General features: G+C 45.4%; 22 protein-coding genes and 2 tRNA genes. 6 read left to right on the forward strand and 18 right to left on the reverse strand.

The window, feature by feature from the left end; translation table 11 throughout:
- Positions 1-253: 253 nt before the first annotated feature.
- The 14 genes from AB1S55_RS13620 to AB1S55_RS13685 all read right to left on the reverse strand — a co-directional run bounded on the left by AB1S55_RS13620 (position 254) and on the right by AB1S55_RS13685 (position 13838).
- Positions 254-1501 carry a type II toxin-antitoxin system HipA family toxin gene (locus tag AB1S55_RS13620; RefSeq protein WP_370978731.1) on the reverse strand — a complete coding sequence of 416 codons (1248 nt, stop codon included), beginning with the start codon at positions 1499-1501 and terminating at the stop codon, positions 254-256.
- Complete coding sequence (locus AB1S55_RS13625) at positions 1498-1728, reverse strand: helix-turn-helix transcriptional regulator (RefSeq protein ID WP_370978732.1); 231 nt, start codon at positions 1726-1728, stop codon at positions 1498-1500. Before AB1S55_RS13625 ends, AB1S55_RS13620 begins: the two co-directional genes overlap by 4 nt.
- A gap of 746 nt (positions 1729-2474) precedes the next feature.
- Positions 2475-2561 (reverse strand) — tRNA-Leu (locus AB1S55_RS13630).
- 103 nt (positions 2562-2664) lie between these two features.
- A tRNA-Cys gene (locus tag AB1S55_RS13635) sits at positions 2665-2738 on the reverse strand.
- A gap of 434 nt (positions 2739-3172) precedes the next feature.
- Complete coding sequence (pgsA, locus tag AB1S55_RS13640) at positions 3173-3754, reverse strand: CDP-diacylglycerol--glycerol-3-phosphate 3-phosphatidyltransferase (RefSeq protein WP_370978733.1); 582 nt, start codon at positions 3752-3754, stop codon at positions 3173-3175.
- Between the two features lie 33 nt (positions 3755-3787).
- Positions 3788-5620, reverse strand: a complete 1833-nt coding sequence (gene uvrC, locus AB1S55_RS13645; protein ID WP_370978734.1) for an excinuclease ABC subunit UvrC — start codon at positions 5618-5620, stop codon at positions 3788-3790.
- Between the two features lie 73 nt (positions 5621-5693).
- Positions 5694-6335 carry a response regulator gene (locus AB1S55_RS13650; RefSeq protein WP_370978735.1) on the reverse strand — a complete coding sequence of 214 codons (642 nt, stop codon included), beginning with the start codon at positions 6333-6335 and terminating at the stop codon, positions 5694-5696.
- Between the two features lie 151 nt (positions 6336-6486).
- Entirely contained in the window at positions 6487-7527 is a 1041-nt protein-coding gene (gene murB / locus AB1S55_RS13655; protein WP_370978736.1) for a UDP-N-acetylmuramate dehydrogenase, read from the reverse strand.
- Positions 7527-8009 carry a low molecular weight protein-tyrosine-phosphatase gene (locus AB1S55_RS13660; protein ID WP_370978737.1) on the reverse strand — a complete coding sequence of 161 codons (483 nt, stop codon included), beginning with the start codon at positions 8007-8009 and terminating at the stop codon, positions 7527-7529. The genes murB and AB1S55_RS13660 overlap by 1 nt, the downstream gene beginning before the upstream one ends.
- Positions 8006-8791, reverse strand: a complete 786-nt coding sequence (kdsB, locus tag AB1S55_RS13665; protein ID WP_370978738.1) for a 3-deoxy-manno-octulosonate cytidylyltransferase — start codon at positions 8789-8791, stop codon at positions 8006-8008. Before kdsB ends, AB1S55_RS13660 begins: the two co-directional genes overlap by 4 nt.
- On the reverse strand, positions 8781-9803 hold the full coding sequence (lpxK, locus tag AB1S55_RS13670; protein WP_370978739.1) for a tetraacyldisaccharide 4'-kinase: 1023 nt from the start codon (positions 9801-9803) through the stop codon (positions 8781-8783). The genes kdsB and lpxK overlap by 11 nt, the downstream gene beginning before the upstream one ends.
- A gap of 3 nt (positions 9804-9806) precedes the next feature.
- Positions 9807-10226 carry an ExbD/TolR family protein gene (locus tag AB1S55_RS13675; RefSeq protein WP_370978740.1) on the reverse strand — a complete coding sequence of 140 codons (420 nt, stop codon included), beginning with the start codon at positions 10224-10226 and terminating at the stop codon, positions 9807-9809.
- Positions 10227-10229: 3 nt separating this feature from the next.
- The gene (locus tag AB1S55_RS13680; RefSeq protein WP_370978741.1) at positions 10230-10856 is read right to left on the reverse strand and encodes a MotA/TolQ/ExbB proton channel family protein; all 627 of its coding nucleotides are present in this window, start codon (positions 10854-10856) and stop codon (positions 10230-10232) included.
- A gap of 105 nt (positions 10857-10961) precedes the next feature.
- Positions 10962-13838 carry a ComEC/Rec2 family competence protein gene (locus AB1S55_RS13685; protein ID WP_370981598.1) on the reverse strand — a complete coding sequence of 959 codons (2877 nt, stop codon included), beginning with the start codon at positions 13836-13838 and terminating at the stop codon, positions 10962-10964.
- A 376-nt stretch (positions 13839-14214) separates the two neighbouring features.
- Here AB1S55_RS13685 and AB1S55_RS13690 point away from each other — a divergent pair, with 376 nt between their 5' ends.
- Positions 14215-14739, forward strand: a complete 525-nt coding sequence (locus AB1S55_RS13690; RefSeq protein WP_370978742.1) for a DUF2062 domain-containing protein — start codon at positions 14215-14217, stop codon at positions 14737-14739.
- Between the two features lie 144 nt (positions 14740-14883).
- Here AB1S55_RS13690 and AB1S55_RS13695 read toward each other — a convergent pair whose 3' ends face one another.
- From AB1S55_RS13695 to AB1S55_RS13705, 3 genes are read right to left on the reverse strand one after another with little or no spacing between them, the layout of a single operon-like run.
- Complete coding sequence (locus AB1S55_RS13695) at positions 14884-16128, reverse strand: lipoprotein-releasing ABC transporter permease subunit (RefSeq protein ID WP_370978743.1); 1245 nt, start codon at positions 16126-16128, stop codon at positions 14884-14886.
- A complete protein-coding gene (gene lolD, locus AB1S55_RS13700; RefSeq protein WP_370978744.1) occupies positions 16125-16814 on the reverse strand; it encodes a lipoprotein-releasing ABC transporter ATP-binding protein LolD in 690 nt (229 codons plus the stop codon). Before lolD ends, AB1S55_RS13695 begins: the two co-directional genes overlap by 4 nt.
- Before the next feature lie 3 nt (positions 16815-16817).
- Positions 16818-18059 (reverse strand): lipoprotein-releasing ABC transporter permease subunit, encoded by a 1242-nt coding sequence (locus tag AB1S55_RS13705; RefSeq protein ID WP_370978745.1) that lies wholly within the window; start codon positions 18057-18059, stop codon positions 16818-16820.
- Between the two features lie 123 nt (positions 18060-18182).
- Here AB1S55_RS13705 and AB1S55_RS13710 point away from each other — a divergent pair, with 123 nt between their 5' ends.
- Both AB1S55_RS13710 and AB1S55_RS13715 read left to right on the forward strand, forming a co-directional pair.
- Positions 18183-18770 carry a PilZ domain-containing protein gene (locus AB1S55_RS13710; RefSeq protein ID WP_370978746.1) on the forward strand — a complete coding sequence of 196 codons (588 nt, stop codon included), beginning with the start codon at positions 18183-18185 and terminating at the stop codon, positions 18768-18770.
- Positions 18771-18781: 11 nt separating this feature from the next.
- The gene (locus AB1S55_RS13715) at positions 18782-19096 is read left to right on the forward strand and encodes a hypothetical protein (RefSeq protein WP_370978747.1); all 315 of its coding nucleotides are present in this window, start codon (positions 18782-18784) and stop codon (positions 19094-19096) included.
- 137 nt (positions 19097-19233) lie between these two features.
- On the opposite strand, the gene AB1S55_RS13720 is transcribed toward AB1S55_RS13715, so the two are convergent.
- Positions 19234-19830, reverse strand: coding sequence for a uracil-DNA glycosylase family protein (locus AB1S55_RS13720; RefSeq protein WP_370978748.1), 597 nt, complete (start codon positions 19828-19830; stop codon positions 19234-19236).
- 350 nt (positions 19831-20180) lie between these two features.
- On the opposite strand from AB1S55_RS13720, the gene AB1S55_RS13725 reads away from it, so the two are divergent.
- The 3 genes from AB1S55_RS13725 to AB1S55_RS13735 all read left to right on the forward strand — a co-directional run bounded on the left by AB1S55_RS13725 (position 20181) and on the right by AB1S55_RS13735 (position 24232).
- The gene (locus tag AB1S55_RS13725) at positions 20181-21080 is read left to right on the forward strand and encodes a hypothetical protein (protein ID WP_370978749.1); all 900 of its coding nucleotides are present in this window, start codon (positions 20181-20183) and stop codon (positions 21078-21080) included.
- A 723-nt stretch (positions 21081-21803) separates the two neighbouring features.
- Positions 21804-23291: a circularly permuted type 2 ATP-grasp protein gene (locus AB1S55_RS13730; protein ID WP_370981599.1), complete on the forward strand. Its 1488-nt coding sequence runs from the start codon at positions 21804-21806 to the stop codon at positions 23289-23291.
- A gap of 2 nt (positions 23292-23293) precedes the next feature.
- Positions 23294-24232 (forward strand): alpha-E domain-containing protein, encoded by a 939-nt coding sequence (locus tag AB1S55_RS13735; protein ID WP_370978750.1) that lies wholly within the window; start codon positions 23294-23296, stop codon positions 24230-24232.
- Positions 24233-24313: the final 81 nt, after the last annotated feature.

The raw sequence follows: 24313 nt of genomic DNA on the forward strand, positions 1-24313 counted from the left end.
GCCCTGTTTGCCGAATCATAGAGGAACGAACAGAGCCGGCGTTAACGCTCCCCCCTCTATTTCACTGATTTTGCGTGCTGATTATACTAAGACGTCTAACTCAACATAGTCTTTCGCTCTGAGACAATCCAGAGAAAAAATATAAGGACACCCGCTTTGTTTCAAAACAAAACCTAAGTGCCAGCTTCAATGTGACAACCTAATTCACATCGTAAACAAGTGGCTTTAGTTCAGCTGACACCTTATAAAAAGATCATTCCGATTTAATATAGGCCTTAACAATCGACATGTCTTTTTCACATACACCAGCCTCTTCCGCGAACCCTTCCCACGCTTCTACAGCATTGCGAATTTCGTCAACAATATTTCTTATTGTTGTTTTCTCCAGACCGAATATTTTCCCTTGTTTTTCAGCCTCTTTAAGCAGTGGAGGATATCCTGAATAATTAAATCCGGCACAGTGGTAAGCTCCAGTCTGTACGGATGGAACCATGTCATATGCTGGTGCCAGGGCGTAACCGTCATCAGTTAATATCATGCTGAAATTACGTTGATGGTCATCGGTATTATTAATCGCACGATTAAACAGCATCATTCTTAAAAGGGATTTTAAATCCTCTACCACGTTGACCGAGTAGCGCTGAATAAGTTGATGGATGTCGTTATATCGAAAATGCTCACCACTATCGCGCTGGGTGCCCGCCTCTTTTAATAGCGCATTCACCGTTATAAGATGCTTTCTCCTTCCCTGAGGATCAATATCAAAGCGCTCTAAAAGCAAAACCTCCCTGCCTTTTATCCCCTCTATTATTGTTCCGGAGCCCACATTCAATCCGGCAGCTTTCGCCATCTTCAAGCAAGCGAGTTCAATACGCGCATTGTTATAGATATCTTTATTTAGTCGGTTGAATTTCGCTAAGTACTTACCCGTATCATCATAGAGCAATGCTTTGGGCCGCGCGCCACCAACACCCGTTCCTGCATTGGCAAGGTATAGCAAGTGAATTTCATCTATTTGTTCAGAGCTGAGCTCAGGTGAGTCCAAGCGCTGTGCAGCCTCCTCCGCTTTATGTAGATTTTCAATATGCGAGCCGGATTCATAGTTTGGCTTTTCCCCCTCTTCAACCCACTGTAAAGCCCCGATCCGACTGTTACCGACATACTGGAGGCTGTCTAATGCACTATGAGCGCTGATACGAGCGTGGTCACGCAAGAAGGCTAATTGAGTTATAACCTTCCTGCCCCAATCATCAGGTAGATAATCATCGAGTATGCCTGGATAAGCGCCTTTACACTTAAGCACAACGGGCTGGTCTGATTTAGGCAGCGCAACAGGATCTAAAGAGTGAAAATGAGGGGAATCCAGGTAGCTTTGAACATAGCGAAAAGCCACCTTATCAACATGCCCCTGATCTTCGATAATCACCGCTTCAGCGACTTTCTGCTCATGAACCAAGCTGGTATTTAAGTAGAGGTCAAAACGCTTTCTGACTTCACTCATTGAAAGAAGTCCTCTTCCATATCGAAAAGACCGTCAAAACTACTTTCGACACCTAACAACTGAGCTGCGCGATAGTACTTCTCCAAAGATACAGACAAGTCCCCTTTTTCCATTTTTTGCAGCGTTGCGCGGCTTACCCCCAAACGCACAGCAAATGCGTACATGTCGTCTTTGGGGAATACGCTTTTCCTAGCTTTTCTGAGTTTATTACCAAGTTCAGGGAGCATTCTATCGGCCATTCACGTCATCAAAGGAGCCAAAAGAAGATAGCACAGAACGAATAAAAATACCATTATATTGGTATTTGACCAGAATAAAGAGAGAAAATACTTATATATTGGTATTATGAATCTTCCCGAATAACTCAAAAGATAACAAACCGAAAAGTTGGCACCTGGCATTTTAGTTCTTAATTTCGACGCTTTGCTCGCGAAGATTCTACATTTTCTGGAACGTTAAAAGCGCTACCATTTTTGGAGCGAACCTTACGCGCATATAATTTTCGACAATGTGTTGTCATTACCCCGCCTAACCTGGAGGCTAGATGTGGCCTGGCTTCGGAGCAACTCGCTGAAATAATGAGAGGCGCACTAAAATGCGTGTAATGAGGCCTTGGTGAATTCAAACCACTAAGACTGCCTGAACCCTATGAGCGCCCGTTCCCCCGCGGGTATCACTACACTCATTGCTAATACTTCTTTGGATGCAATGAGTGAACCTCTGGTTCAAGCCTACGGAGCTTAAATTGGACTTATAGCGAGCGAATAGACTTACTGACAGGGAGAGAATAGTGGTGCCCGGGGCCTTGGTAAATTAAACCAGCCTTTGGGCTGCTTTAACCCCTTCAGGGCTTCGCTACGCTCGTTTCTAATTACTTCTATTGCCGCAATTAGTGAACCTCCGGTTCAAGTCCTAAGCGGATTCTATTTGTAATCAGCGGTACTTGAAATAAGGGGGATTCTATAAGAAGTGATGGTGCCCGGGGCCGGACTTGAACCGGCACGATATTGCTATCGGGAGATTTTAAGTCTCCTGTGTCTACCAATTCCACCACCCGGGCATAACGAGAAGTATTTTTTTAACGTGAACCTTGGTAGCTCACGGAAGCAGCTTTGTAGCTCTTCGTGTTTTTGATTTTACCGCATTTGCGATTGAATCAAAAGTGGAGGCGCGAGCCGGAGTCGAACCGGCCTACGTGGATTTGCAATCCAGTGCATAACCGCTTTGCTATCGCGCCTAATCTGTTAGCAAATCAAGTTAGGAGTTCTAGCGGAGTCCGCCGTGCTGGATTGCAAATTGCAATTCAGTGCACTCTTTACCTTTGCCGCTTCGCGGCAGTCGCCCTATCGGGCTCGGCGCTTTGCTAATACACCGTTCAAGCCTAGCTTGTGAACTTATCACTCGAAAGCCGATAACAACGTTAGCAGTGGCTCTCTACCTTTCCGCCTTCGGCGGGTTCGCCCTTTCGGGCTCGGCGCTTTGCTAATACTACCTGCATTACACCTAATTTTTTGAAGATAAATCCCTTCGGGGCTAGGTCAACTATCTAGAACAAACTAACAGCTAAGCGGTTTGTTCTGAAGGCCTTCACCTTTGCCGTATCGCCCTTTCAGGCTTATTTCAAGACATGCTTGAAAGGCTGCGCATTCTAGCCAAGTTGAGGGGCTCTGCCTAGTCCTCTTTTGCAGTTTTTGCAGTTTTTCCGCTTAAGCTAGGCCAAGCGGCTTTTAAATAAACAATCATTGACCAAAGAGTGAGCACTGCAGCACCATAAACAGTAATTAAGCCAATTTCATGCAAATAATAAGGGCTGCCATCAGGAAACGCTAAGAGCACTAAAATCGCAATAATTTGTAAGGTGGTTTTTAATTTGCCTATAAAAGAAACAGCCACTGCACCACGAGCACCTAGCTCGGCCATCCACTCTCTTAAGGCGCTAATGACAATTTCACGACTAATAATGACCACGGCAGGCAAGGTAAACCAGATATTGCCGTTTTGTTCTATTAACAATGCCAGTGCAACAGCAACAATAAGTTTATCGGCGACTGGGTCTAAGAAGGCACCAAAAGGCGTGCTCTGGTTGTATTTTCTGGCGTAATAGCCATCTAGTGCATCGGTAATACCAGCCAAACCAAATAGGGCCGCACATATAAGGTGGCGCCACTGTAGATCGGTATAAAACACCAAAACAAGTAAAGGGATGACTAATACCCTAAACATGGTGAGCTGATTCGGTACAGTTAAAAGCATAACGAGAACATCTAGGAAAACGAGGTCTGCACCCTACTCGCTGTGTAGTGCGCTGTAAACCTCCTCGGCCAATTTTTTGCTGATCCCGGGCACCTTTGCCAATTCAACTTGACTGGCTTTAAGAACTTCGCTTAAACCACCAAAATGAACCAGCAGTGCTTTTCGCCGTGAAGCCCCTACTCCTGAGATATCTTCTAAGCGGGAACGACGGCGTTTTTTATCACGGGCCTGAACATGGCTACTCACAGCAAAGCGATGAGCTTCATCACGTATATGCTGCACAAGATGAAGGCCTGCATGGTCACCGGGTAAATCCAACTCGCGCCCATCAATAAAGTGTAAAATTTCCAAACCTGCTTTACGTGAAGGGCCTTTGGCTACCCCGACTAGCAGTATGCTGCTAATACCCAGCTCGGCGAGTACATCTCGTGCTTGGCTTAACTGCCCTTTACCACCATCGATAAAGAGGATGTCGGGCATCTGTTTGTCTTCTTTCTGCAAGCGGCTATAACGGCGCGTTAACGCTTGTTGCATTGCGGCGTAGTCATCGCCTGCTTGAATGCCTTCGATGCTGAAACGACGATAGTCACTTTTACGCGGGCCTTGAGCATCAAAGACCACACACGAAGCGGTAGTCGATTCCCCCGAGCTATGGCTGATATCAAAGCACTCCATGCGCTGAGGCGGCTCATCCAAGCCTAAGGCATCAACCAGTGCTTGGTAACGTTTGCTCAAGGTCATCTGGCTACTGAGTTTTTGTCTTAAGTTCTGCTTTGCCGCCTCCAAAGCCATTGCCAGCCATTTTGCTTTATAGGTGCGAACCGTTGTGCTGAATTTAATATTGGCACCACGCACTTTGGCGATGGCTTCTATTAATGCCTCTGGCGCATCTAGCTCATGGCTCAACACCAATTCGTGAGGAATATCCAAGCTGTTTTCACTGAGGTATTTATGGCTTAAAAAGCTATCCATCACCTCAGCTTCATCACAGTCGAGTTTGTCGCTTGGGTAATAACTGCGGCTGCCAATAATTCGGCCGCTGCGAACATAAATCACGTGCACACAGCTGACGGCGTTTTCACGCCAGCACGCAACAACATCCATATTGCCCATACCGGCTTCAATACTCGATTCAGCTTGAATCTGCTGCAGCGCCGAAAGCCTATCTCGAAACTCGGCCGCCTGTTCGTATTCAAAGTGCGTAGCGGCTTCGTGCATTTTGTCGCTAAGCAACTGTTTAAGTTGATCGTTCTTGCCTTCAAGAAACAACCGAGTTTCGTTCAGGTCATCGTCATACTGTTCTTTATCGACCATATTCACACAGGGGCCAGAACAGCGATTAATCTGATACATCAAACATGGGCGTGAACGGTTGCGATAAGTAGCATCTTCACACTGTCTAACCTTAAAAGTTTTTTGCAGAAAATTTAGGCTTTCACGCACTGCCGAGGCATTGGGGAAAGGCCCAAAGTACTGACCTTTACGCTTCTTTGCTCCTCGGTGATAGGCCAAGCGTGGAAATGCTTCACCACTGCTTATAAAGATGTATGGGTAGCTTTTGTCATCTCTAAGTAGAATGTTAAATGGCGGCTTCTGCGACTTAATCAAATTATGCTCAAGCACTAAGGCTTCAGCTTCGCTTGGTGCAACTGTAATTTGAATGCTGGCTATGCGTTTAACTAAGGCTTGAGTTTTAGGCGGCAGGCCTTTCTTTTGAAAGTAGCTACTAACACGTTTTTTTAGATTTTTTGCCTTTCCAACATACAGAATAGAAGCATCAGTGTCGTACATTTGGTAAACACCGGGCTGAACGGTCAGTGTTTTGAGAAAGTTTTGATAATCAAAACGAGGCGTTTCTGCCGACATACAATCAAACTATTCCTAAATTTATTGTGCTTTAACGAATGGGCTACGCTGTAAGAGCAAACAAAGCGGAGTGTTAATTCGGGTCAAGCAGCTTGTATTTAATCGCTAACAGAGCCAACTCCACGTCGGAATTGATCTCGAGCTTTTCAAAAATACGGTAACGATAGCTATTCACTGTTTTGGGGCTGATACAAAACGAGTCAGCAATATCACCTACTTTTTGCCCACTGGAAATCATCACTGCGGTTTGCAGTTCACGCTCAGAAAGCTCAGCAAAGGGGTTTTCATCACCGGCACCGTAACTTTTTAAAGCCAGCATCTGCGCCACATCGCCGCTCATATAGCGGCCACCTTGCAACACTTTTTGAATGCCTAAAACAATGTCATTGAAGCCTGCTTCTTTGGTGACATAACCTGCGGCACCCGCTTTAAATAGGCGATCTGCATACATGTCATCTTGCACGCCAGTTACAGCAATAACTTTAGTTCGCTCTTGAATAGAGAGAATGCGTCGAGTGGCTTCTAAACCACCGATACCGGGCATTTTCACATCCATTAATACCACGGAGGGAGAAAAGTCGCGCACTGCCTGTATGGCTTCTTCGCCAGTCTTGGCTTCGGCAACCACTTCGAAATTATCAACATCTTCTAGCATGCGCACAATCCCCATGCGCACGAGGTCATGATCGTCTGCAACGACTATCGTAGTTGGCATTACCTTCTCGCTGTTTTTTTTATACTAGACCAGCTTCGCGCTTCGACTGCGCGCCTTTGCCATCCTTGCAAAACAGCTAGTGAAGGCGCCAATGTATCATTTTGAAGCTTTGACGGCTAGATAGCCCAAAGCCAAAAAGTACTTCTTAGCATTAGAGTTTGATCCGCTTCAGAAGCTGAGGCTCACGCTCTAACTCAACGTCAAACATCGCCTGAATATCCGTACTCACTTGGGTGGCACAGGCAAGCACCGCCGCTAAGGTTTGCCGCTTGGGGTTACTTAGTACCAAGGCTTGTTGATCATGCATACGTACACCACCGTATTCACGACCTTTCCAACCTGCTTTATCAATCAACCAGCCAGCTGCAAGCTTAAACCTGCCATCTTCTAAGGCATAACTGACCAAATCGGGCCATTTATTGATAAGACGCTGCTGAGTTTTTGCATCAACAACAGGGTTTTTAAAAAAACTGCCCAAGTTGGGAATCATTTCAGGGGCTGGTAGCTTAGAGTTGCGCACAGCTATTACCGCATGAGCAATATCGGTTGCACTTATATCGGCCCCACTTTCTTTAAGAGGGGCAAGATAGTCAGCCAAGGCTGGATAATGCAGGCTTAAGCTGTGTGTGTTCGGCAGAAAAAAATCGACGGCGCTAATAAGATAACGCGCCTGATCTTGCTGTTTAAATACGCTGTCACGATAGTCAAAAGCGCACTGTTTAGCGCTTAGCTCAAAGCGGGAACCATCAAGCAGATCAAAACCGTGAACGCTCGAAATCAGATCCCCCACCTCAACACCATAAGCGCCAATGTTTTGAATCGGCGCAGCGCCAACGGTTCCGGGGATTAAGCTCAAATTTTCTAAACCCGGCCAACCTTGCTCCAAGGTCCATAAAACAAACTCATGCCAAGACTCACCAGCGGCTGCACGTATTAACTTGCCTTGCTCATTTTCATCAAGCAGCTTGCGCCCTTGCAACTCGAGCTTAATCACTAAAGCATCGATATGATCTTCAAGCAGAGCATTGCTACCACCACCTAGCAGAGACACTTCAATGCCCCGCTCTTTAGCCCAAGCAAGTGCATCAAGTACATCTTGTTCAGTCTGGCAGCGACAAAAATAAGCGGCTGTGGATGGCAGCGCTAAGCAGCTATAGGGCTGCAAAGATACGTTTTGTTCAATACAGGGCATTAAGAGCCAGCCTTAAGCCGCTTTTGAATATCCAGCAATAAGCCCTGCGAGGCATCTTCAATTAAATCCAAAACCAAGGCAAACCCCTGATCACCACCGTAATATGGGTCTGGTACTTCGCGGTAGGCATCCTGCTTGGAGAAATCTAAAAACAGATGCAAGCGAGAGAGATACTGCGAAGGCGCTATAGCGGCTAGATCATCAAAATTGCTCTGATCCATTGCTAATACATAATCAAAGGCTTCAAAGTCGTCACTAATTGCTTGGCGCCCACGTAAAGCAGAAAGGTCATAGTGGCGTGATTTACCCGCTTGAATCGCTCTGGGGTCTGGCGCTTTACCCACATGCCAATTAGAGGTTCCGGCACTGTCTATATCTATAAGCTTGCTTAAACCTGCCTTTTCAACCTCTGCACGAAACACCGCTTCGGCTGTTGGTGAGCGACAAATATTACCTAAACAAACAAAAAGGACTCGTATCACGACGACTCTCCTTGTAATAACAAACGCACCGCCTCTAAGTCAGCTTGCGTATCAATACCACCTGGTACATCTTCACAAGCTTCGGCCACATGAATGCGATGGCCCTGATGCAAAATACGTAATTGCTCGAGCTTTTCTATATGCTCCAGCGGGCTTTGAGGCCACTGCACAAAATCCTTAAGTAGTTTTACACGGTAGGCATAAATACCAACGTGTTTGTAGGCTGGCTGCTCGGCTAAAAAAGCCTGCAAGGCCTGCGTCGCTTCAACCCCCTCGGCCAGTACATCTCTATTCCACGGCATAGGCGCACGTGAGAAATACAAAGCCAAGCCCTGTTGATCACTTACCACTTTCACCGCATTTGGGTTTAGGTACAGCCCTGCATCCTTAATAGCTTCACTGATAGTCGCGCAGCTGGCCTTGCCATTAGCCGCTAAATTAGCTGCTACTTGATCAATCACCGCAGGGGGAATTAATGGCTCATCTCCCTGAACATTAACAACGATCTCATCATCAGCTAAGCCGAGTTTGCTCACCACTTCGGCCAGCCTATCGGTGCCACTTTCATGGTCGGCGCGGGTCATACACACCTGCGCACCAAAAGCCTGAGCAGTAGCGTCGATCTCATGGTGATCTGTAGCTATGACAACGCGCTCGGCAGAGCTGAGCTTGGCTTGCTCCCAAACACGCTGAATCATCGGCTTGCCAGCGATATCTTGTAAAGGCTTACCAGGCAGGCGTGTAGAGGCATAACGGGCAGGGATAATAATGCTAAATTTCATGATTAAGGGCACTTAATTTATCGGTAAACGCGTTATAAAACGCATCAGAAAGCTCGACTTGTAATTCTAAATACCAAATATCGGCTTCACTAAATTCTCGACACTTCACCGCATCTTTAGCGGTAACAATATAGGTCGATCCCGCTGTAAATTCGCAGGCTTTATAACGGTAATGATCGGCTTTTGGCCGCGCTTCAAACTGCAAGCCCAAAGCCGTAAGCTCTGAGAAAAAACGTTCAGGCTGAGCAATGCCTGCATACGCTATGTAATTGTGCTCGCGGCCATCGTCGCTATCAATGCCTTCAGCTAAAGAGCGCCGCTCTGCTGTGTGAACATGCACCCAAGAAGCCAGATGGCTTTGATAGGCATAGCTAGGTGTCGTTGTATGTAAAGCCTTAGCGCTGCGGTTAAAAACAAAATCAACACTGTCTAAGCGCGAAGCGGGTTCTCGTAAAGGCCCTACTGGTAATAAGTGGCCATTACCTAAACCTTGGGAGCCCACAATAGCAATTTCGATGTCACGAGCCATAGCGTAATGCTGTAAGCCGTCGTCACTGAGAATCACATCCGCGTCGCCATGAGCTATAACAGCCGCGACCGCTTTATTGCGCTCGGCCGCAACCCAAAGTTCACAAGCGGTTGCAAGGAATACCTCTAAGGGCTCGTCACCCACCTCTTCGGCTTTACTCTCTGCTTCTACTTTTAGACAGTCCTCGGTGTCGCGACCATAACCGCGAGACACCACCGCTACCTTGTAGTTTTGCTGCTGTAAGCGACGTACCAAAGCGATGATAAACGGCGTTTTACCGGTGCCGCCAACACTGATATTACCTACCACGACCAGCGGCAAGCGCTTATTGCTTTGCTCATTGAGCTTATGGTGTTGAGCTAGCAGTTTTTCTCGTCGCTTGCTACTGAGCTGCTTAAACAGCAGCTCTAGAGGGTAAAGGCAGGAAAGTGGCCCCGGGCTTTCGGCGTACCAGTGCTTTTCAAAAAAAGCCGCCAAAGACATAAATCAGTCTTTCTCCGGACTGCGTGTTGTCATACTTAAATTAACAAAACCCAGCTGGCCGGCTAAATCCATCACCGACACAATACTTTGATAACTGGCGTTGGCATCTCCGGTAATAACAAACGGGATAGACGTATCGCCTTGGCTAATGCCTTCTAAAGCAACCTGTAAAGTCGCCGGACGGCTGTCGACTAAAACCTTACCATTGACGGTAAGTGAACCCTGCTGATCAACCACAACTTCAATCTCTTTGGCTTCAACTGGGCGCTTATCGCCACTGGCCTCAGGAAGATCAATCTCTAAGTGGCTTTCTTTGGTGAACGTGGTCGACACCATAAAGAAAATCAATAGCAGAAACACAACGTCAATAAGAGGCGTTAAATTAACGCCCTCTTCTGCGCTGACCTGACGTTTGAACTTCATGTTCTAGGCGTCCTTTAAATCAACACGGCGTTCGCTGTGTAAAGCATCAACAAGTTTGACGGATTCTTGCTCCATCAATACAACGAGGCTATCGACACGACGAACAAAAAAGCGATGGGCAATCATTGCAGGAATCGCAACCGTTAAACCCGCAGCAGTGGTAATAAGGGCTTCAGAAATACCACCTGCCAGCACTTGAGCATTTCCCGCACCCATTAAGTTAAGAGCGGTAAAGACTTTAATCATACCAATAACCGTACCCAACAAGCCCAACAACGGCGCAATGGCAGCAATCGTGCCCAAAGCGCCAAGGTAGCGTTCAAGGTCATGCACCACTTCGCTGGCAGCTTCTTCAATCGAGTCTTTCATAACATCGCGTCCGTGGCGACTGTTGCTTAAGCCTGCAGCCAAAATACGGCCCAATGATGAGGAGCCACGCAAACGCTTTAACTTAGCAACATCTAATTCTTTATCTTGAATCCAACTCCACACCTGACCTAACTGGTGCTTAGGAGCAATCTTCTTTGGATTAAGTGTCCAAAAACGCTCTACTGAGATACCGATCACTGCGATCGAACATAAGATAATAGGCAGCATCAGCCAACCGCCGGAGGTGATAATTTGAAACACCTAGGAACACTCCTAATCGATATAAATCTTCAATTGACCACAAGGCCGAGGGGCTCTAGTAAAACACTAAAACCAATTAAGGGGGCTATGATACATAAAAATAACTCAAGGGCAGAAACCTTCGTCACGATACCATCGCCGCCACTGGCTACAGCGCCTAGAAATTAAGCTAATCGCCCCTTCTTTAACCACGACATTCAAAGCACCGTGCCAAGCAGTATTCCATACCTTAATACCCAAAGCCTGCGCTCTGTTCAGTACCTTTTCGCTTGGATGCCCATAACGGTTACGAAAGCCAGAACTAATAATAAGATGCTTAGGTTGCAGATGAGCTAAAAAACGAATGGAAGAAGAGCTTGCACTGCCATGATGGCCAGCGATCAAAATATCAACCCCCTGGCTCAAATGCTCAGACGCAAGTAACTGCTCTTCAACCTTAGAGCTGACGTCCCCCATAAAAAGAATACGGCTAGCAGGCATTAACTCTTTATCAGTTTGCCTAATAATATTGGCCTTGGTATCCATATTTATATCGATCTCCGCATCAAAACCAAGAGTATCAAGCACGCTAAGCCTATGTTTTGGTGAACCACTAGGTGTGTGTTTAAGCGTTAACAAAAGCACACAGCTACGATCGTTAGCCTGGGCTATATGCCCTGTTGTGTTTGGCCAAAGCACATCCATACGCCAGCGCGCCGTATCAACTAACATGCCGGCTAAACACGAAGAGAGCTTAAGCTTTTCTAATGACTTAGGCGCTCTACCCTGAGCCATGTTTATAAATTCGGTTTGTGAAGCCTGCCAAAGCTGAGCTCTTTTAAACTGTGTTTGTTCTAAGCGCTCTGCCAACACGGCTGCCTCGCCACTTAAAATCTGGTCGACCTCTAAAGTTTGGACAAATTCTGTAAAAGCACCCGCATGATCGGCATCAGCATGGCTAATAAGTAAGTTATTTAAGCGCACCACTTGCTTACGTTCTAACATCGGATATAAAACCGACATTGCAATTGAAAAAGAATCTGAAAAACGCGCCCCTAAGTCGTAAACCCAGTGGTTATTTTCTAAATTCAAAAAAACAGACAAGCCTTGGCCTGCATCCAACACTTCCAGCTCAATCGCTTTAGAGTCAGGCCACAGCGGTGATTTAACCACAGCGCATGCAAGGCTAATAAGCCCCATAAACAGCAACGAACAAACTAAAGTCAGCCGCATAACATACATACGTGGTTTAAACGATAGAACCAATACAATTAGAGCACATACAAACGCGGAACAAGCTATAAAAGAGTAAAACGCGTCTGGAATAAAAAACGGATTTGTATAGTGAGATACCCACTGCAGGAGACGCTGCTGAGCGTATACACACTGATTGGCAGCGGCCAAAACATACATAGCAAAATCAACTGAAAAAACCGAAACAAGCACTGCCCCAAAAATCAAAGGCATAATAATTAAAGCCATAAAAGGAACAACAATAAAATTGGCTATAGGCGCAAAGAAGCTCACAGGTAAAAAGAAAAACAACAACAGTGGCAACAAGACAAGCCACAGCAGCATTTGAGCCGTAAGTAAATCCAACAAATAACGTATATATTTATTACCTTTATTTAGCGCCGAAGGTTCACTTACTGTTTTGGTATTAAAGATCTTGTTTAGGGTGTTTTTTAGTAAATGTGTTAAAACAGCTTTGTTTTCTTGCTCTCTTATAGACAGGCGCTTAGTCTCTGTATTAGACGAAGCAGGCTTATAAAAAGTTGAATCAACAGAAACAGACAGAGCAGCAGAGGCGTCAGCAGTAGAGCCATCAGCATTAAGTGGCTTATTTTCTCTAAAAGAAAAAACCAGCAACAAGCTTAATGCCGCAGAGAAGCTAAGCACAAAACCCGGCTGAGTCGCAGCCATAGGATTTATAAATAACATCAACGCAGCAATAATCACCAAGATATCAAGTGCTTTAACATGGCGCCCCAATAGAAAACAAAGTTGAAGTAATACAAGAGCAAGAAAGGCCCTTAAAGTAGGCGAAGCCAAGCCTGCCAAATACGCATAGAGCCAAGCGATATAACAGGTGCACGATAAATATATAAAACGATAAACAGACAAGCTTAGTAAGAGCAATAAAGGCCGTAATAACCAGCGTAAGGAACACAGGCAAAGTGCAGCCACCAAACCTACATGAAGCCCTGATATCGCCATCAAGTGAACGGTTCCAGTGTCGCGAAACATTCGCCAATCAACGCTCGTTAACTCCGACCTATCCCCCAGAACCAGCGCTTTCAAAATCGCACGCTCAGACCAAGGTTGTAATAAATGCTCTATATGTGTTCTTAACTGGGCAAGTACCGTTTTTTTATCTGAAAGTAAACGTGGAACACCACTCTCTTTAAAATAAAAAACATAACCGGTAGCCACGCTATGTTTACTTAAAAGCCAAGCTTGATAATCAAACCCCCGATGATTCACCAAGGATCTGGGTGCTTTTAAGCGCACATAAAACTGCCAGCGCTGACCAAGAGCAAGTGCTCTTCTTGTACGCCAACTTAAGCGAATGGAGTGGCCTCTTAACTTATCGATAGCTTGGTCAAGCGCTTGGTCGCGCCCTAGCTTGCTAACTTGACCACGGATATCGTCCTGAAGTTGTACAAGTTGAGCATCTTCAATAAAAAACTCAAAACGTGCTGTATCCGCAGTTTGCTCTAATCGACTTTGTAATTGCCCACGTACAAGTATCGACCTGCCTTCTAACTCGGCGTGTAACTGCTGACTTATTTGCTTTTGTACTTGTGATTCAGCCAGTATGAATAAAGCACAAGTACTGCTAAAAAGAAGCAAAACTGTGCCTATCTTATGCCTAAAACAGTCCTTATAAGGCACTCTGTAATTGTATTCGCTGAGATAAAAAGCTGGCTTAACTAAGCTCCTTAATGATTGAGGTTGTTGGTTTCCACAAAGAGCAACAAATACCAAGTAAAACAGAGCCATCAGCCAGGCAAGGCGAAGCAGGCAAGAAATGACGTACTGGCTAGATTCAGCCGAGCCATAAACAGATATAAATATAGCTGCAATAAAAATGCATAAATAGCTTCGTAGACTCACGGGCGTCCTTGTCCATGTCTCGAAATAATCAATTTCTTGTTTTATAAACCACAAGGCAGTGGCAAAATCCTATATACCAGCAATTAAAGTAAAGTAGTCGACTAAGCTTATTTCAAGCTGATCAAAACTTAAGCCAAACGACTACTATTTAACAGACTGAAGAACTGAAGACTCGACTATATTGAGACAGATCACTGCTCAATCTAGCCACTGCCAAACGAAGTCGGCATAATACCGCCTCAATTTATGTAGCTGAGCCCTAATGCCCCGTAAGCTGTTAAAAAGATGGACTCCCGACCCGAAGGATATTCATGGCAACCCTGCCCTGAAATTTTTGGGCACTATGCTGCATGACCCCAACCTCTTTCATTTAAATCGCCACAGCGTTTCTGTTGCCTGCTTTGTAGGCTTGTTTATCGCTTTTATGCCCATCCCAGGGCAAATTCCCTTAGCTGCACTGGCGGCCTTGAGATTACGTTGCAACCTGCCCTTGGCGGTTATCCTTGTTTGGATCAGCAACCCACTGACCATGCCTATTATTTTTTATCTAGAGTACAAACTTGGCAGTGGTATTTTGATGCAAACAGGCGCAGAGTTCAGTTTCGATTTTAGCTGGCAGTGGTTTAAAACGGTCTTCCCTAGTATTTGGCAACCACTGCTGTTGGGCTCATTTATTTGCAGCGTGTTTTTTGGCTGTGTCGGCTACTTGTCAATACAGTGGTTTTGGCGCTGGCATGTCGTCGACCGATGGAAACAACGCCAAGCACGCAAGAAAAACCAAGCTTAATAGCACGCCCCACTCAAGCATGCGTATATGCATCAATAGACTGCCCTTGTTGGCTCCGAGATACAAAGAATATCAGCAACAAAGCAATTAAGGTTTGCCTGTAAGTGGTGTTGAATGGCCCATACCGTGAAACGCGGCAAGAGCCTATTCGTAGCGCAATACATCCGCCGGCTGTAAACGAGAGGCCTGCCATGCGGGATAGATAGTCGCCATCAACACTAACACCATCGACACCGAAGCCACTTGCACCATATCCTCTAGGCGAACTTCTACCGGTAATTCCGTTAGTGGGTAGACGTCAGAATGCATAAACTGCAAGCCTAAACCCTGTTGCAATAACGTCACAACAGGTTCAAGCGCCAGCACCATCAACAAGCCCAGCCCCAAACCTAAAGCAACACCCAACAAGCCAATAACTAAACCCTGGCAAATAAAGAGCTTAAGAATATCAAAAGAGCTTGCGCCGAGGGTTCGTAAAATCGCAATACTGGCTTGCTTTTCAAGCACAACAAGAGTCAGAGTCGACACCACATTAAACGCCGCCAAAGCCACAATTAAGGACATCAATAAGGCCACCATGCGCTTGCTCATTTGAATAGCGTGATACAAGTTGCCATGAGTTCGCTGCCAATTAGTCTGGTACCAAGTAGGCCCTAAGTGATTTGCTACTCGCATAGCCAGCCACGGGGCATCATTTAGATCATCAAACTGCAAACGCAAGCCATCCATGCGCCCAGTTAAGCTCGCGCCACGTAGACCATCTAAAGCATCAACAGGCGCTAAAACTAAAGACTCGTCCAATTCAGAGTGTGTCTCTAGTACCGCTGCCATCGTTAAATAACTGATTTTGGCTGTGCGCCCTGCATTTTTACCGGGCGATACCAGCATTAGCTCCGAGCCTGGTTGAGCATCTAATTTTTTTGCTAAGGCCGCGCCAAGCACTATGGATTGAGAACCTGGTTTTAATGCCTCAAGTGCCTCCTCAGAGGCAAAGTCACTCAGGCGAGAAAGTTGCAGTTCACGTTCTAAATCCACGCCAAAAATTAATGCCGGTTCAACCTCACCACGTGAACTTAACAAGGCCTGAACACGTACAAACGGCGCAACCGCTTTAACACCTTCTAGACCTTCAACTTCGGCCACTTTTTCTTGCCAGTTTTCAATGCCGCCAACTTCAAACACCGAAGCTTGAGGTAAAAACCCCAAAATGCGATCTTTAAGCTCTCGCTCAAAACCATTCATAACCGACAAAACCAACACCAACAAGCTGATGCCGACAACAAGACCGGCCATAGAAATAGCCGATAAAAAAGACAACATACCGCTTTTTTTAGTACTGCCGGCGTTACGTGTATAGCGCCAAGCAACGCTAACTGGCCAAGCACTCATGCTGCGCACTGCTCGACTAAGATGCCGTCTTCTAATAACAACTGCCGGTCTAAACGCTGAGCTAGGTGTTCATCATGGGTAACAACAATAAAAGCCGTGCCTAGCTCTTCGCTCAGCTCATCAATCAGGCTATGAATATTGGCCGCGTTTTTCTTATCCAAATTACCTGTTGGCTCATCCAACAACACACAACCAGGCTGAGTCGCCAATGCTCGAGCTATCGCAGCACGCTGGCGCTCACCGCCACTGAGCTGTGAGGGTTTATGAGCCATGCGCTCAGCTAAACCCACACGCGTCAATAAATCCTGCGCCTTTTGATCGCGTTCACGTGCGCCAACGCCGCCAATACGCAAAGGCATGCTGACATTTTCTAACGCCGTAAACTCAGGTAATAGGTGATGAAACTGATATACAAAACCCAGGCTCTGATTGCGAATGCGCCCGCGCTGGTTATCGCCAAGTTCAGAAAAGCGCTGGCCATTTATAAGCACCGTGCCCTCACTTGGCTGATCTAAGCCCCCCAAAACATTTAACAATGTTGACTTACCGCTGCCTGAAGCACCAATCACAGCGATGCGCTCCGAGCGATGAACTTTCAAGTTAATGCCGCGCAGAACCGCTAGAGTTTGGCCAACTTCGCTGTAGGATTTATGTAGATCCTGACATTCAAGAATGATATTGCTCATGATTTAACTGTCGTATCGCATTGCTTCGGCAGGCTCGATTAACGAAGCCTTCCAAGCGGGAAATAAAGTAGCAAGTAAGGTACTGAGCACAGCCATGCCGGTCACCCAGAGCGTATCGCTTAGTTGCCATAATGAAGGAATACTGGTTACAAAATAAACGCTTGGGTCAAACACCTGTAAACCCAAAGTACGCTCAATGAAATCAACAATATCAGGTAAATAAATCGCTACAGGTACGCCAACACCGACCCCCATCGCGACACCTAAAAAACCAGTAGCAGCTCCCTGAGTTACAAACACTTGCACAACTTGCATACGGCGCAGGCCCATAGTACGCAACACAGCGATATCGGATTTTTTCTCATTCACCATCATAATCAAGCTGGTAATAATGTTAAAAGCCGCCACCGCGATAATAATACCAAGCAATAAGCCCGTGACGGTTTTCTCAAGCTTGACCGCCCTAAACAAACTACCTTGACTCTGACTCCAGTCTCGCACTTGAAACTTAGCCCCCAAGGTTTGAGCAAGTGCGGCGGAATCGGCCGGAGCCTGATATAAATCGTGATAGCGCAAGCGCATGCCGTCAATATTATCGCCATAGGCAAATAAACGCTGAGCATCACGTAAATGAATAAGAGCTAAATTTTGATCCACACTGGCGCCCGCTTCAAATAAAGCCCTGACTGTAAATTGTCGACTGCGCGGAAACACACCCGCAAAAGTAATAGACAGTTTAGGTAAAGTAATACGTACCTTGTCACCTACTTGCACGCCAAGCGAGTACGCCAGCAAACGACCAAGAGCGATACCATATTCACCAGCTTGAAGGTCTTGCATTTGCCCACGCACAAAGAAGTCAGCCATAGGGCTAACATGCTGCTCAAGCTCTGGCTCAACCGCCTCAAGTTCAATACCTTTAACTACTCGCCCAGAAGCGATCAACACATTTGAACGAATATAAGGTGAGCTAGCTACAATCTGCTCACGAGCATCTAACTGGGCTTGTAAAGCCGCCCAATCACTTAGCTTTTCGGCACCTTCAACATGACTGTGCGGCAATACACGCAATAAACGCTGCTTTAACTCATAGTCAAAACCATTCATCACCGACAAAACCACAATCAGCGCAAACACACCCAGTGCCATCCCCCCTGTCGCAAAGAGGCTGACAAAAGATAAAAAGCCGGATGATCGCTTGCTTCGCGTATAACGCAAGCCAATAAAAGCTGCTGCCGAATTCATACTAAATAGGACATTAAGAAAAGGCCGAGAGTCTACCTTATTTCCTTAGCCTGCGCAGGCTAGGCTTGCAGAATCGACAACTAAGACCATAGTTATAAGTGGATAGTCACCTTGGTTATAGCCATGCCCAACGACAATAAAAAAGGCGCCGAACGCCGAGACTCATTTCGAATAGACGAAGATGTACACTTTGAATTCAAATTGGCATCAAGTAGCTCCATTGAAGATATTCATGTTAATGACGTTTTCGAAGACGACGATGCACTTGGACTTATCAATCAATTTAATCAGCTCGATGAGCGCGGCTTAAAAGCACTTGGACTGATTAGTGAAAAAAACCACCTGCTTGGCGATTTTTTAAGCAACCTTAATAAAAAAGTAGAACTACTTAGCCGGCAAATACTGCTCAATTCAAGTGACAGCCTTAACAGCCGGCCCAAAACTCGTGTGAGCTTAAGTGAAGATGGTATCGGTTTTATCTGTGATCGCTCTCTTTACAAGGGCAGCTACATTGCCATGCGGCTTATTTTCCTGCCAAACTACGCGGTAGTATCCACCTATGCGCAAATTTTGCGATGCGTACAAAAAGATGAGAAATATCAGGTTGCAGCAAAGTTCCATCAAATTTACGATAAAGACAGGCAAACCATCGTGCGCCAAGTAATGCGCTCACAAATAGCCGCAAAAAAAGCCGCCAGCTCTGCAAACTAAGGAAAAGCTAAATGAAATTACTACCCGCCCTATTGATGACAGGCCTATTATGTAGCATGCCAGCACTTGCAGACGAGCTAAGCATGCCAAGCGATACCCCAAGCGACGCCGCTGATATCAACAAACCCAGTAAATCAATGACAAAAGCCTCGGTTGAAGCCCAATACGGCTCCCCCGAAAGCCGCCACGGCCCTTCAGGCGAGCCCCCTATCTACTACTGGGAATACCCCTACTTCACCGTCTATTTTGAAGGTGACCACGTTATCCACTCTGTCGCCAAGTATAAAAACAGAAAAGCCATGCAAGAAGAATATCGAGATCAATAATAACCACAGCCCTTTACTCAACCAGGGTTGCAGTACTAATTCAGCCCTGTTTGAGCTAAGGGTTCTAGTTGACTCCAGCTCTCACTCCTCACCAGAACAATATTGTAGCGAGCTCGCAAACCCGCCTATAGCTAAAACTATACAAGAGAGGCCACTTTCTTTTTAAGCTCGGGCAGTACCTCCTTAAAGAACCAAGTATTATTCTTTAACCAGCGATTATTACGTGGGCTGGGATGCGGCATAGGCAGAAACTCAGGCCAATACTGCTGCCAGTGCTTCACCGTTTCTGTTAGGTTTTTATATTGTTTGTCAGCTAGATGATAATTAAATGCGTGCTGACCAAGAATCAATGTGAGTTCGACATCTGAAAGTAAGTTAAGCAATTGCTCTCGCCAGTGCTGGGCGCATATTAAGGGTGGGGCTACATCTCCATTAGCCCCTGTTCCGGGGTAACAAAAGGCCATTGGTAAAATAGCAATTTTAGACTCATCATAAAATACCTCCCTTGTGACCCCCATCCATTCGCGCAAACGCTCACCCGAGGCATCATCAAAAGGAATGCCCTTATGATGCGTTTTTCTTCCCGGTGCCTGCCCCGCGATCAGTATTTTGGCACTGGAGCCTAACTGTAAAATGGGCTTAGGGCCCAGAGCTAATTCTGTGCATAAGTGGCAGCTCCGAACCGAAGCCAAAATCGACAGCACATTTTTTAACTTATTAGCTATTTGAGTCAATGTTGACCCCTTTTTAGATCATTGATAACAAACAAATACCGCCTGTTCACAGAAGAATAAGCCCCACGAGAAGGAAAACACTTCCGTAGAGAATAAGCTCTGGCCTCGTTAATGGCATTGTAGAAAATCTACTACGATCGAACCCAGCTAGAGCAAATAGCTCACACCTCGCCCCTATGTGTACAGACTTAAATTACAGCTCTAATTACTTAGCTGTAAAAACCGATAATTAAAACTAAAACGTCATAACAATCATACTAAAGCATGGTAAACTCGCGCCAAATTGATCATCCTAAACCCAATAAAAATACATATACCAGTATTTCAACCTAAACATTTGGACGTTTTACATGAAAAAACTACAACTTAGCTGCAGTATCGTACTTGCCACAAGCCTACTAAGCGCCTGTGGCGGTAGCAGTAGTGATGGCGATAGCCTTATTAGTCCTAACGGTACTAATAGCCCCGCCCCAGAAGCAAAGTCGGCCTTTACCAACGAAAATAAAGAAAATATCTCTCGAAGCGCTATTCAAGTACTCGATGTCAGCTCCAGCCTTGAAGGAGATAACTTTTTAGATCTTGTCGATTTAGGCGGAGCCAATGCTTCAAGTAATGGTAAGCAGCTGAATCCTATTGCCCAGAAAAGCATTCTAAGCGAGGAGTGCCCTAGTGGCGGCTCAATAGAGATCAACGTGCCTGATGGCATGGATGAAAACTCTACATCGGGCTCTATGGATATGATCTATGACGAATGTGTCGATGAGTTTAATGACAGCATAGATGGTAGCTTCAGTATTTCTTGGTCTGGTTTTGATCAGAGTACCGGCGAACCCCAGACACTTGATATGCTTATTGACATAACAACTAGCTCAGAGGGTTTTGAAGGTGGAACAGAAACCGTCAGCGTTGATGCGCAATTAAGCTGTGATAACTATTTAGAAAGCTGCTCGTTCACTCTTAACGAAGTAAGCTATAACGATGGTGAAAATCAATTTAGCCTAAGTGACTTTAATGCAAGTAGCGGAAGCAATGGCTCCGACATCTCAGCCACCATCTCAGTTGGTGATATTTCAAATCTGGAGATCAGCGGTAACGATCTGCTTGAATGCGAGAACGGTAATTTCGAAAGTGGCAGCATCGATATCAGCGAACAAGATGAAGCACCTGCAATGACCATCACCTTTTTAAACTGCTCTAGCTACTCACTAGAGTTTGATGGCACAACAGAAACTTACTCGCAAGACTCTTAAAATAAACAGAGTCATCAAGGACAAGCCAAGCCAAAACACTGAGCTTGGCTTGTTCATTAATTGTAAGTGTATAGCTTGCATCTTGAGTGAAATTAACGTGATAGCTAGTCCTATTACTTGAGACTAAATAAGGTCATCAATGCGACCTAAATTAGGCTTATAAGTTTGAAATTCATGTGCTTCAGCATATTCTTTAAAATAGCCTTCTATCCCGTCCTTTTCCCCCACCCCATCTGTGTCTTTTATTTTGAGACTTCTCCAATTGCCTGACAAAGCATTTCAAAATACATCATATAAACAATCCATTTATGCGTAATATCGTGGCTGAACTTGTAAGTCATTATGACATGCCCCTATAAGCGATAAGCTCTACATTGGCTAAAAGGATTAGTTCGAACCAGTATCACAACGTAACATGGCAACATAGTAAGGCCCTTCCCATCTGCGCTTTTCTTAACAACCAAAGCAGCAGCCACAAAAAGTTCATCAAAGTGTTACAGCATTCAAGCACTATAATATTGGCCTCGGTCACTGCTGATACACAGTTCAGTAAATTCTTAGCGTAAATAAATTTTTTTTTTGCAAAAAGGATTGAACTGGTCTGTTTGATGCTAGTAGTAGTGTTAGTGCTGAGAGCCTTTGTTAGCACAAGTAAATAAGCGCCTCAGAAATGAGTGCGCAAAGGCGATCAGCGTGAATAAAAACACAAACGAGCCCCGTGGAATGCCAAACACCATTGATGACTGGAAGAACTACCAACCCGGCGAATTTTACGACGAGCTTATTAGCTCACCGGGTAACGCTAGGCTGGCTGGAAAAAAACTACTTAAATACCTGAAAACCCTCGCGCCATCAGACATAGAGGCCATTAGCAAAGCGACGGATGCGTCAATTAAAGCCATGGGGATATCCTTTACGGTCTATACCGATGAGGGGAATATTGATCGGGCTTGGCCGCTGGATATCATCCCGCGTGTGATCAGTAAAAAGCAATGGACAAGCGCCTCAGCAGGCTTAGAGCAACGCTTACAAGCGCTTAATCTTTTTATCGATGACCTCTATCACGATCAAAAAATAATCAAAGACGGAATTATTCCTGAGTTTGTACTCAAACAATCAAAGAATTACCGCACTGAGTGCGAAGGTGTTTCGCCCGCATTTGGAACCTGGGCTCACATATGCGGCACTGATCTGGTGCGTGCTGATGACGGTCAGTTTTATGTACTGGAAGATAATTTACGAGTACCTTCCGGTGTTTCCTACATGCTAGAAAACCGTTCCATAATGAAACGAGTCATGCCCGAGGTATTTGAACAAGTTAATGTTGCACCAATAGGTGACTACCCAACGCGACTTTTTGAAACCTTATCGGCTTTATCCCCCCGTAAAGAATGCAAGCCTGTTATTGCCGTTCTGACACCGGGTATTTTTAATTCGGCTTATTTTGAGCATGCCTTTCTCGCCCAACAAATGGGTGTTGAACTTGTAGAAGGCAGTGATTTAGTTGTCGAAGACGATATTGTTTATATGAAAACCATCGCAGGGCTAACACGTGTTGATGTTATTTATCGCCGCATAGATGATTTATTTTTAGACCCGGAAGTGTTTGATAAAAGCTCTATGCTAGGAGTACCTGGCTTAATGCGTGCTTGGAAAAAAGGCAATGTCGCATTGGCCAACGCCCCTGGGGCTGGGGTAGCTGACGATAAAGTTGTTTATGCCTATGTCCCTCAAGTTATTAAATACTACCTTGATCAAGAGCCTCTTATCGCTAACGTTGAAACCTTTCTTTGCTACAAAGACAACGAGCGAAAATACGTGCTCGACAACTTAGATAAACTGGTCGTTAAACCCGCTAATGAATCAGGGGGTTACGGCATGCTGGTCGGCCCTCATTCAACCAAAAAGGAACGCGAAACTTTTGCCGACCTCATCAAAGACAACCCCCGCAATTATATTGCGCAGCCCACACTGGCCCTATCAACGGCACCAACCATTATCGGTAAACACACACCCGAGCCTCGGCACTTAGATTTACGTCCATTTGTTCTTCAAGCTAAAGATACCTATGTCACCACTGGGGGCCTCACCCGTGTTGCCATGAAAAAAGGCTCACTGGTGGTCAACTCATCACAAGGAGGAGGCAGTAAAGACACCTGGATTGTCGATACCGACTCATCTGTATCCGATACAAGTAAAAAGGAGGCTTAATTATGCTTTTATCCCGAGTTGCAGAACGAGCCTACTGGGCCGGCCGATACCTTGAGCGAGTACAAAGTACCGCTCGACTCATTAGCATCTACGATAAACTACTGTTTGATTTACCTCGCAGCATAAAACTTAGCTGGTACAACTTGGTGTCAATTAACAAGTTAGATCACGCGTTTAATGAACATTACTCAAAACCAGACGAACGTAATGTAATGCGCTTTTTGATCAACGATAGAAATAACCCTTCGTCTATGGTCTCGTCGATACAAGCGGCGCGTGAAAATGTTCGTACGACTCGAGATGTTTTCCCTTCAGACGTTTGGTATCTCATCAACGAGCTCAACCACTACATTATCGATAATGCCAATCAAGGCATAACACGCAAACAACGCCACGATTTTTTAAACACAGTCATTCGTGGCTGCCAACAAATATTGGGCGTTTTGCACAGCGATATGCCTCATGATGAATCTTGGTGTTTTTTTCGCTTAGGTAAAAATTTAGAACGTGCCGATACAACATCTAGAAATATCGATGCCGCCGTTGCAGCCATTCTTGAAATCGAAGATATGGATGAAGCCATCAATAGCCGACAAATTATTTGGCTCAACCTATTGCGTTCGCTCAATGCCGATCATTATTTCCGTCGTGCCGTACGAGCATCTATTAATGGTGCGGACGTAGTTGATTACCTTATTTGTAATAAGGATTTCCCGAAGTCTGTGACCCGTTGCTTGAGTAATCTTGTGCATACATGCTCTCTTTTGCCCAAGTCAGATGACATTACTCAGGAGCTCACTGACATTCAAAACAGTATCACTGCTGAATATCACTCAGACCTTAAGGGCCAACCCTTGCGCGACTACGTCAACGAACTGCAACTTCGCATCATTAATATGCACCAAAAAATCTATGCCAATTGGTTTCCTGCATGGGATTAATCGCTTTATTAACTGACCGTTAAACCTACATTTGTATTTTGTAGAACTCATAGTTTTCTGCATCTAAACATAGACCAAGGG

The organism is Agaribacterium sp. ZY112 (assembly GCF_041346925.1).
Lineage (GTDB): Bacteria > Pseudomonadota > Gammaproteobacteria > Pseudomonadales > Cellvibrionaceae > Agaribacterium.

Excerpts from the sequence above, each read along its gene's own strand:
- AB1S55_RS13690 (WP_370978742.1), top strand. The coding sequence starts at position 14,215 with ATGCCCCGTAAGCTGTTAAAAAGATGGACTCCCGACCCGAAGGATATT.
- AB1S55_RS13730 (WP_370981599.1), top strand. The coding sequence starts at position 21,804 with ATGCCAAACACCATTGATGACTGGAAGAACTACCAACCCGGCGAATTT.
- AB1S55_RS13710 (WP_370978746.1), top strand. The coding sequence starts at position 18,183 with ATGCCCAACGACAATAAAAAAGGCGCCGAACGCCGAGACTCATTTCGA.
- AB1S55_RS13695 (WP_370978743.1), bottom strand. The coding sequence starts at position 16,128 with ATGAGTGCTTGGCCAGTTAGCGTTGCTTGGCGCTATACACGTAACGCC.
- kdsB (WP_370978738.1), bottom strand. The coding sequence starts at position 8,791 with ATGAAATTTAGCATTATTATCCCTGCCCGTTATGCCTCTACACGCCTG.
- murB (WP_370978736.1), bottom strand. The coding sequence starts at position 7,527 with ATGCCCTGTATTGAACAAAACGTATCTTTGCAGCCCTATAGCTGCTTA.
- lpxK (WP_370978739.1), bottom strand. The coding sequence starts at position 9,803 with ATGTCTTTGGCGGCTTTTTTTGAAAAGCACTGGTACGCCGAAAGCCCG.
- AB1S55_RS13735 (WP_370978750.1), top strand. The coding sequence starts at position 23,294 with ATGCTTTTATCCCGAGTTGCAGAACGAGCCTACTGGGCCGGCCGATAC.
- uvrC (WP_370978734.1), bottom strand. The coding sequence starts at position 5,620 with ATGTCGGCAGAAACGCCTCGTTTTGATTATCAAAACTTTCTCAAAACA.
- pgsA (WP_370978733.1), bottom strand. The coding sequence starts at position 3,754 with ATGCTTTTAACTGTACCGAATCAGCTCACCATGTTTAGGGTATTAGTC.
- AB1S55_RS13685 (WP_370981598.1), bottom strand. The coding sequence starts at position 13,838 with ATGGCTCTGTTTTACTTGGTATTTGTTGCTCTTTGTGGAAACCAACAA.
- AB1S55_RS13715 (WP_370978747.1), top strand. The coding sequence starts at position 18,782 with ATGAAATTACTACCCGCCCTATTGATGACAGGCCTATTATGTAGCATG.
- AB1S55_RS13620 (WP_370978731.1), bottom strand. The coding sequence starts at position 1,501 with ATGAGTGAAGTCAGAAAGCGTTTTGACCTCTACTTAAATACCAGCTTG.
- AB1S55_RS13705 (WP_370978745.1), bottom strand. The coding sequence starts at position 18,059 with ATGAATTCGGCAGCAGCTTTTATTGGCTTGCGTTATACGCGAAGCAAG.
- lolD (WP_370978744.1), bottom strand. The coding sequence starts at position 16,814 with ATGAGCAATATCATTCTTGAATGTCAGGATCTACATAAATCCTACAGC.
- AB1S55_RS13725 (WP_370978749.1), top strand. The coding sequence starts at position 20,181 with ATGAAAAAACTACAACTTAGCTGCAGTATCGTACTTGCCACAAGCCTA.
- AB1S55_RS13675 (WP_370978740.1), bottom strand. The coding sequence starts at position 10,226 with ATGAAGTTCAAACGTCAGGTCAGCGCAGAAGAGGGCGTTAATTTAACG.
- AB1S55_RS13625 (WP_370978732.1), bottom strand. The coding sequence starts at position 1,728 with ATGCTCCCTGAACTTGGTAATAAACTCAGAAAAGCTAGGAAAAGCGTA.
- AB1S55_RS13650 (WP_370978735.1), bottom strand. The coding sequence starts at position 6,335 with ATGCCAACTACGATAGTCGTTGCAGACGATCATGACCTCGTGCGCATG.